This is a genomic window from Brachyspira pilosicoli, assembly GCF_019402445.1.
In the GTDB taxonomy this organism is placed as follows: domain Bacteria; phylum Spirochaetota; class Brachyspiria; order Brachyspirales; family Brachyspiraceae; genus Brachyspira; species Brachyspira pilosicoli_B.
The window spans coordinates 1-8,071 of the sequence record NZ_SRZM01000186.1; the positions used below are offsets into that span (position 1 = coordinate 1).

The window sequence follows — 8,071 nt, forward strand, 5'->3', positions numbered from 1 at the left end:
CCGCCGCAAAAAGTTGCAAAAAGTGCAAGTAAAAGAATAATATTAATAATATTTATTATATATTTTTGCAAAAAATGTAGTTATTCGCAAAGAGTAATTTTTACGAATTTTACAGAGCATATGTATCAAAAAAGTTGATAACATTTCTATGAGATATAGAGATTCACAAAATGTATTTATTACAATGATGCATCACAACTATATTACAGAAGTTTTGAACTCACTTACAAAAGTGGAGTCCTGATTGTCTTTGAGAATAACTTTTGAATTGTATATTGAAGGAGGCAAATAATTACCGTTTTTGTCTATAGCAGACCATATTGCTGTAGCTTCCTTTTTATCGGCAGATATAGTCATAGTTTTTTCATCTACCAAATTACCCTCTTGAGAATAAATATAAAGCTTAGCTTCTATTATCTCTCCACTACCAATAGAAACTTTAAAAGTAGTATGTGTTTCTTTAGCATTAAAAGGATTAGGATAATTAAAAAACTCTTTAATGTTAGAGCTAGGTTTATTTGTGGAACAAGATATATAAAGAATAGCTAAAGAAATTATTAAAAATACCTTAGCTATTCTTTTAAAAATATTATTTTTCATTAATTAGTCAGTAGTGAATAATATTCTTCCGCAGTGGAAGCACATAATTATCTGATTCTGTCTTCTAACTTCATTAACAGTCATTTTAGGTATAGCTACATTACAAGCACTGCATTTATAATTTTCAATTTTTGCAAGAGCTTCACCTTTATTTTCTTTAATTCTCTTATAGTTTTCTAATACAGCAACATCAATTTTGCTTAAAATAGTATCTTTATATTTTTTGTACTCTTCTAAAACTAAATCTGATTTTTGCTGAGAGTGAGTAGAACTATAAAGTTCATAAGCTTTAATTTGTATTTCAGCTCTTTCAAGTTCTATAAGGAATTTAATTTGTTTTTCTGCTTCAAATTTTTCATCTAATTTTTTGAAAGATTCTAATACAGTTTCTAACTCTTCAAAATTCTTAGTAGCTATTATTTTATCTAATATTTCTTTTTGGTTAACTAAAAAGAATATTTGAGAAAGATTTAAAAGATAATCTTGAGGGTTTTCAAGATCAGAAAGTATAGCAAATACGAGTTTAACAGGACTCTTTTCATCAGAATCTGAGTCATAGTTTATCTCATTTTTTAGGAAACCTACAAATATGTCAGTTTTACCATAACCCTGAATTCTACCATGCGGAACTGCAACGCCATTACCAATATTAGTTGTGTACTCATCTTCTCTCTTTTTCAAAGCATCAAATATAGAATCAGTAGAAAGTGAAGAAACAGAAGCTATTTTTTCACTTAAAGCTTTGAAAAGAGAATCCTTATCTTTTGATTCTAAGCCTTCAAATACATGTTCTTTTTTTATTTTGTCAATAATCTTGAGCATATAATCTCCTAATTTATTATTAAAATATTATATTATAGTATATAAAAAATATCAACTTATATTTATATACATTTTAACCCTATTCAGCATTTCCAAGCAAAGCCTTACGCTCTTCAATAACCTTATCAGCCAAAGGACCAGTAAGCTCTTGATAATGTGAATGTTCCATCTCAAAAGTACCCCTTCCAGAAGTAGAAGCCTTCATTTCTATAGAATAAGTAAGCATCTCTGAAAGCGGAACTTCTGCCTTAATCATTTGTACAGTGTTTGATGCAGCCTCCATTCCTAAAATTTTGCCTCTTTTACCTGTAAGCTCATTCATTATAGAACCAGTAAACTCTTCAGGCACATAAACTGTAACCTTCATAACAGGTTCAAGCAGCACAGGTGAAGCATTTTTAAAAGCCTCCTTAGCAGCCATAGATGCAGCTATTCTAAATGATAATTCATTAGAATCCACATCATGGTACTTACCATCATAAACTCTCACTTTAACATCTACCATAGGATATCTTCCTAAAGGCCCTTGTGCTAAAGCATCTTGTATACCTTTTTCTACACCAGGTATATATTGTTTAGGTATAGCACCTCCAAATATATCGTTTACAAATTCATAACCGCCATCACGTGGAAGAGGTGAAACTTCTAAATGAACCTCTCCAAATTGTCCGCTTCCGCCTGATTGTTTTTTATGTCTGTATTGTGCTTGGGATTGTTTTCTTATTGTTTCTCTGTAAGCTACTCTTGGAACACTTTGTTCTATCTCTGCTTTTGTGAGAGCAATAACCCTATCTAATGCCAATTTTACTTGCAAATCTCCCATAGCTTTTATGATAGTTTCTTTTGTTTCGCTATCAAACTCTACATGGAAAGTTAAATCTTCTTGGCTAATAGTGTCTAATACTTCTAATGCTTTTACATCATTTTTAAGTATTTTAATTGCTGTAAAATATATTGGCTGAGGAACTTTAAGAGCTAAGAATTGGAAAGGTGAAGAAGGCACGCTTATAGTATCACCTGTTCTACAATCAGAAAGTTTTGCTAATACTCCAATATCGCCTGCTGTGATTGTATCTGCCTCTATTTGTTTTTTTCCTCTTGCTATATATATGTGCGAAACTTTTTCTTTTTTGCCTGTTCTAGAATTATATATTTCATCTCCGCTTTTTATGCTTCCAGAACGAACCTTAAAGAAAGAAATACGTCCTGCATATTGGTCTATTGTGGTTTTAAATACAAAAGCTGCAAATGGATTATTGTCGCCTAATATAGACCTTGTAGCTGGTTCATTAGTTAAAAGGTCTGTACCGTCTGTAACAGGTACATAAGAAGGCGAAGGCATATATCTTATTATAGTATCAAGTACAGCACCCATTCCTATATCTCTAATAGATGTACCAAAAAGAATAGGTACTACCTTGTATTGAAGAATAGATTTTGTTAAAGCTTCTATATATTCTTCATCGGTAAACTTACCGCCATCTAAGAACTTTTCTGTTAGAGTATCATCTACTTCACATACAAGTTCTTTTAATCTATCGCGTGTAGCTCTATATTCATCATAATACTCTTCTGGTATCTCTGCTTCTACTATTTTACCCTCTTCATCTCTAAAATAAGCCTTATGATAAATAACATCTATAATACCCTTGAAATCTTTACCATTACCCATAGGTATTTGTATAGGCACTACAGGAGGCTCTTTGAAGTTGTTTTCTATCTTTTCTAATAAAGTCTTATGATCAACCATGTCTTTATCAATCTTATTAATAAATACAATTCTTGGTCTTTTGAAATTATTAGCCATCTGCCAATGCTTTTCTGTTTCTATTTGTATGCCAAACTCAGCATCTATTACAACAATGCATGATTCTGCAACTCTTAAAGCTGGGTTAATATCGCCGCTAAAATCACCCGAACCAGGAATATCCAGCAAATTAATCTTATGGTCTTTCCACTCTATAAAGCTTATAGAAGTACGAATGGACATTTTCTGCTTAATCTCTTCATCTGTATAATCGCTTACTGTAGTACCTCTTGCCACTTCTCCTTTTTTGTCAATACACTTGGCTCTAAAAAGCAAAGCTTCATTCAAAGAAGTTTTACCACTTCCAACATGCCCTAATAGGGCTACATTACGAATACTTTCTGGGTTGTAAATTTTTCCCATAAACATTCCTCCTTATGATGGCGGTTATTTTTATTATTAATGTTTTTATGATTTTCTATTGACTTGTGATTGCTTAGAAGATAAGCAGGTTCATAGAAAGCTAAATACTGCATGTTAACTCAAGTATAGTAAAAAAAGTATCAAAAATCAAATTCTACCACCTATTTTTAACACAAAAATTAATATTTATTTATGAAATAACAATTATATTATAGGAATTTATTGATAAAATGTTCATATTAATGTATGATATGTATCATTTTTGAGTGCGGAGAGTGATATATTTATGAATTTACTTAGAAAAATTAATTTTAAATTGTTTATAGTTCTAATCATACAAGCTTTAATACCTTCTATTTACTCAACTTTTAGAATATATTTGTTAGACAGCTATCCTAATGCAAGCGGTATAAATATAGCATCACAGCAAATGTGGCTTGGAATTATATACGAAGTCTTTGAAGAAGCAATAATAGCCCCTCTATTTTTCTTTTTAGGTAATATAAAAGATGATGATATTAATAATCATAAAGAAGTTTTTATAAATAAATTAAGAAGCTCTATTATAATAATAACATTTATATATATTATAATGGCTTTAATTATAAATATATTCGCTGGAAACCTTGTTACTGCAATGAAACAACAAACTGATTTATATGCTCAAACAACAACATATATAAAATTAGAATCTTTTGCTAATATTTCTATAGTGTTATTTCATTTAATGATTATAGCTCATACTTCTTTGGAAAATTATAAATCAATATTTGCAATAACTACAATAAAAATGTTTCTAACTATTATTCTTGATATACTATTTGTTTCTCAATATAGCATATCATTAAACTTGGGTGTTAATGGTATAGCTTATAATAATATAATATCAAATTTAATATCTGTTATAATTGCCATATTTTTATTGAATAAATGCGGATATAATATTTTCTCTAAAACAAAATTGACTTTCCTATGGAATAAAAAGATTACTTCTCTAAATGTGGTATCTGGGCTTGAATCTTTTTATAGAAACTTAATTTATAGTATAGTGCTTGTGAGAATGATAAATATTGTAGGAGAACAGGGAAATTATTGGATTGCTAATTCTTTTTACTGGGCTTGGCTATTAATACCAATCAATCAAATAGGCACTCTCATAAAAACAGACTTATCAAAAAAGCATAATAGAAGCTTAAAACCTTATGTATTATTAACTACTATATTTGTGTTAATATGGATAGCTTTAATACCAACTTATAAATATTTTATAAAATACATAATGAATGCTCAAAATCTTGAATCGGTTATGAACTTGGTTATGATACTTTTTCCTTTTTATATATGTTATGCATACTACACCATCATTTCAAGTTTATTATATGCAATAGGTCAAATAAAATATATGCTATTACAATCTTTTTTAGTTAATACTTTCTTTAACATTCCATACTTTATTTTATATTTAAAAGGTGTATATGAAATAACATTATTAAATATAACATTGAGATTTGGTTTGGCTATATTAATATCAACTGTGATAATATATATAATTTATTTTGCTGTAATAAAGAAAAAGCTAAAAAATAATGAAATATAATAAAAAAGCGTAGATATTAAAAAAATACCTACGCTCTATAAAACATTAAATAATTATTATTTTAATATATCTAAAACCTGAGAAGGAAAGTACCATTTAGATTCATTATAAACAACTACACCATCTAAAGTTTTTTTCTCTCCATCTACAATTATTATATTTCTATTTTTCATTATTTGAGCAGTTTTATCACCAATATGCATAGTAAGAATATTACCGTCTGATGTTAATTCTACACCTGCCTTCTTTAATTCATCTTCACTCATAAACAATTTTTTTGTAGCTTCATCTAAATTTATTCCCATAGCAGAAGCAACATTTTTAGCTATATCCGTATTATCTATAAGTCCTACAATTCTTTTATTATTTGGTAAATATGTATATAGAGGAACATCTTCACCAGTGTGCCCATGAGTGCTGAAACCTAAATAAGCTCTTTTTGCTAATATTGGTCCTATAGCATAATGTAAATCGTCTCCTGTTTTTCCTCTAAGAGAATTAACCTCTTCTTCTGTCATATCATCTATAGCATAATATTTTTGCATAGCAGTTTTTATATCTTCTCCTGCTTCTATTTTTCTTGCCACATACTCAGCAGAACGTGAAGCATTTTTTACAGGCTCTATAAAACTTTCTAATTTTCTTTTGTGATAGTCTGAAGAAGTTTCATAATTACCCATAGTAAAACCGCTATTTCCATGGTCAGTTACTGCTATAACCATAGTATTATTATCTTTTTTAGCAAAATCTAATGCCACCTTTACAGCATCAACATAAGCCAAAGTATCAGAAACTAATCCCACAGGGTCATTAGCATGAGCTGCCCAATCCACTTTTGAAGCCTCCACAATCAAGAAGAAACCTTTATCATTTTTAGAAAGTATATCTATTGCCTTTGAAGTCATTTGAGCTAATGAAGGCTGAGTTGTCTCTTCTCTGTCTATTTCATAAGCCAAATCTGCATCAGCAAAAAGTCCTACAACTTTATCACCTCTAAAAGAATCTAATTCATCTGAAGTTCTAATTATAGAATATCCTAAATTAGTCATTTCTGATATTAAATCTTTTCCGTCTTTTCTAGCTTCTTTAGTAAAAAACTTATACCCTCCTCCTAATATAACATCTATATCTTGGAACAATTGCTGTTCGCTTAAATCATCATAATCTTTTCTAGTGATGTCATGAGCAGAAAAAGCTGCAGGAGTGGCATGCATAATTTCTGAAGTTGAAATTACTCCTGTAGATTTGCCAAGAAGCTGAGCTCCTTCCAAAACATTTGCTATAGGTGCTCTTGCTTCAGTAGGTATTGATGAATTAGGAAGTATAGCTTCATCTGGAAGAACTCCTATAAACTGCTGATAAGATGATTTATAGCCTGTAGCTAAAGCTGTACCTGCAGGGGCTGAATCTGCTATAGGAGAATCGGCGTTATGTGTTCTCACTGCTCCGCTTAACATCTCATCTATTGCTAATGAATCTCCGCCGTTAAACCATCTTGAGTATGTGATTACATCAGAGCTTTGTCCGTCTGCAATTAAGACTATAACGTTTTTAGCTTTTGAGGCATTTTCTAAATTAGTGTAAGGCTGCTGACCGCATCCGATAAAAAATGCGGATAAAAGAAGAATAGGTAATAATTGAATCATAGATTTCTCCAATCTTTATAATTTGGTAAAAATCTGATATCAAATTTTACGCACGCATTATATATTATAACAAAATAAAAATCAATAGCCTATAGATATTTATGATAGTCTTTTAAAAAAATTTAAATTTATTCACACTCCCCCCTTTATAGCTTGAAATTTCATTCTGCAATAAACATTTTATTTATATTTGCTGTTTATAAATTAAAAGCATACCCGCCCAAGCGTTTTTTAAATTTATAGCTTTAACAGCACGCGGTAAATAAAATTTTTGTTTATAGGAATAATGCAATTAATAATTAAGTTTATTTTGATGATTAGCTTAACGCGTGATAAAATAATCTTTGTTAAAATAAAAAGCCCGCCCTAAAATATTAAGACAGACTTTTTATATAATGTTTTATTAACAGAACTATTTGCTAAAATTAATTAAAAGCTTTAGGTCCGAATCTATAGCCAATCTGTGCACCTACATCGATACCTGTAAATGGTCTATAATAATAAATATCTGCTTCAGGATAATCATTTAGAGAACTATTATCAGGAATTTTTAATCCGCCTACTCCTGTAAATGTTGCATATAAACCAAGATTCAAAGCTGAAGTTTCTGTAAAGAATATAGAATAATCTAAACTTAATTTGAAATAAAAACCTACTGGCAATTCGCTTTTATCAAATTGAGATTTATAATTATCTCCTACTTGATAATTAATCCCATTATCTCCTTTGTATACTATAGAACCTGATACAGGAATTATAATGCCGCCGCCTATGCCTATAGAAAATGCCTTAATATTAAACTTTGGAAACAAACCAATTTTAAAACTATGAGCAGAAGATGTTATAGGATTTTCTCTTAATTTATCGCCTTCTTTATAAGTATTATTAGTACCGTACATATAAGTATAATTAGCTGTTATAGTATCAAATCTATACCCTACTTCTCCCAAAACGCTTATACCAAAATTATTAACAACTTGAAACATATAACCAACTTGAGCCTCTACACCTGTTGTAAAACCTAAAAAATTATCAGCAGAATAATAAGCTCTATAAACATCTTCGCCATTATACTGAGCTATATGATCAATACCCTGCCCCATATCAATATTCATACCTAATGGCACATTAAGTATAAACTCAAATCCGCTTGCTGCGAATGCTGATGTGCTTAATGCTGCTGCTAATACAGCTGTGAAAATAATTTTTTTCAAGTGTTTCATAACAAACCCCTTA

6 protein-coding genes are annotated in these 8,071 nt (G+C 29.9%); 1 reads left to right on the forward strand and 5 read right to left on the reverse strand.

Features of this window, described 5'->3' with window-relative positions; all coding sequences use genetic code 11:
• Positions 1-198 precede the first annotated feature (198 nt).
• The 3 genes from E6A48_RS06910 to fusA all read right to left on the reverse strand — a co-directional run bounded on the left by E6A48_RS06910 (position 199) and on the right by fusA (position 3,592).
• Positions 199-600, reverse strand: a complete 402-nt coding sequence (locus E6A48_RS06910) for a hypothetical protein (protein WP_219709309.1) — start codon at positions 598-600, stop codon at positions 199-201.
• A gap of 3 nt (positions 601-603) precedes the next feature.
• Entirely contained in the window at positions 604-1,422 is an 819-nt protein-coding gene (locus E6A48_RS06915) for a PTS sugar transporter subunit IIA (RefSeq protein ID WP_013243643.1), read from the reverse strand.
• A 79-nt stretch (positions 1,423-1,501) separates the two neighbouring features.
• Positions 1,502-3,592, reverse strand: coding sequence for an elongation factor G (gene fusA, locus E6A48_RS06920; protein WP_219709310.1), 2,091 nt, complete (start codon positions 3,590-3,592; stop codon positions 1,502-1,504).
• A gap of 286 nt (positions 3,593-3,878) precedes the next feature.
• On the opposite strand from fusA, the gene E6A48_RS06925 reads away from it, so the two are divergent.
• Positions 3,879-5,189, forward strand: coding sequence for an MATE family Na+-driven efflux transporter (locus tag E6A48_RS06925; protein ID WP_219709311.1), 1,311 nt, complete (start codon positions 3,879-3,881; stop codon positions 5,187-5,189).
• 56 nt (positions 5,190-5,245) lie between these two features.
• Here the strand turns inward: E6A48_RS06925 and E6A48_RS06930 are convergent, their stop codons facing one another.
• Together E6A48_RS06930 and E6A48_RS06935 are read right to left on the reverse strand one after the other, a co-directional pair.
• Positions 5,246-6,835 (reverse strand): alkaline phosphatase, encoded by a 1,590-nt coding sequence (locus tag E6A48_RS06930; RefSeq protein ID WP_219709312.1) that lies wholly within the window; start codon positions 6,833-6,835, stop codon positions 5,246-5,248.
• A 425-nt stretch (positions 6,836-7,260) separates the two neighbouring features.
• Positions 7,261-8,058 carry a hypothetical protein gene (locus E6A48_RS06935; protein ID WP_219709313.1) on the reverse strand — a complete coding sequence of 266 codons (798 nt, stop codon included), beginning with the start codon at positions 8,056-8,058 and terminating at the stop codon, positions 7,261-7,263.
• Positions 8,059-8,071 lie beyond the last annotated feature (13 nt).

Coding starts and splice junctions, on each gene's coding strand:
- fusA (WP_219709310.1), bottom strand. CDS start 3,592: ATGGGAAAAATTTACAACCCAGAAAGTATTCGTAATGTAGCCCTATTA.
- E6A48_RS06925 (WP_219709311.1), top strand. CDS start 3,879: ATGAATTTACTTAGAAAAATTAATTTTAAATTGTTTATAGTTCTAATC.
- E6A48_RS06915 (WP_013243643.1), bottom strand. CDS start 1,422: ATGCTCAAGATTATTGACAAAATAAAAAAAGAACATGTATTTGAAGGC.
- E6A48_RS06930 (WP_219709312.1), bottom strand. CDS start 6,835: ATGATTCAATTATTACCTATTCTTCTTTTATCCGCATTTTTTATCGGA.
- E6A48_RS06910 (WP_219709309.1), bottom strand. CDS start 600: ATGAAAAATAATATTTTTAAAAGAATAGCTAAGGTATTTTTAATAATT.
- E6A48_RS06935 (WP_219709313.1), bottom strand. CDS start 8,058: ATGAAACACTTGAAAAAAATTATTTTCACAGCTGTATTAGCAGCAGCA.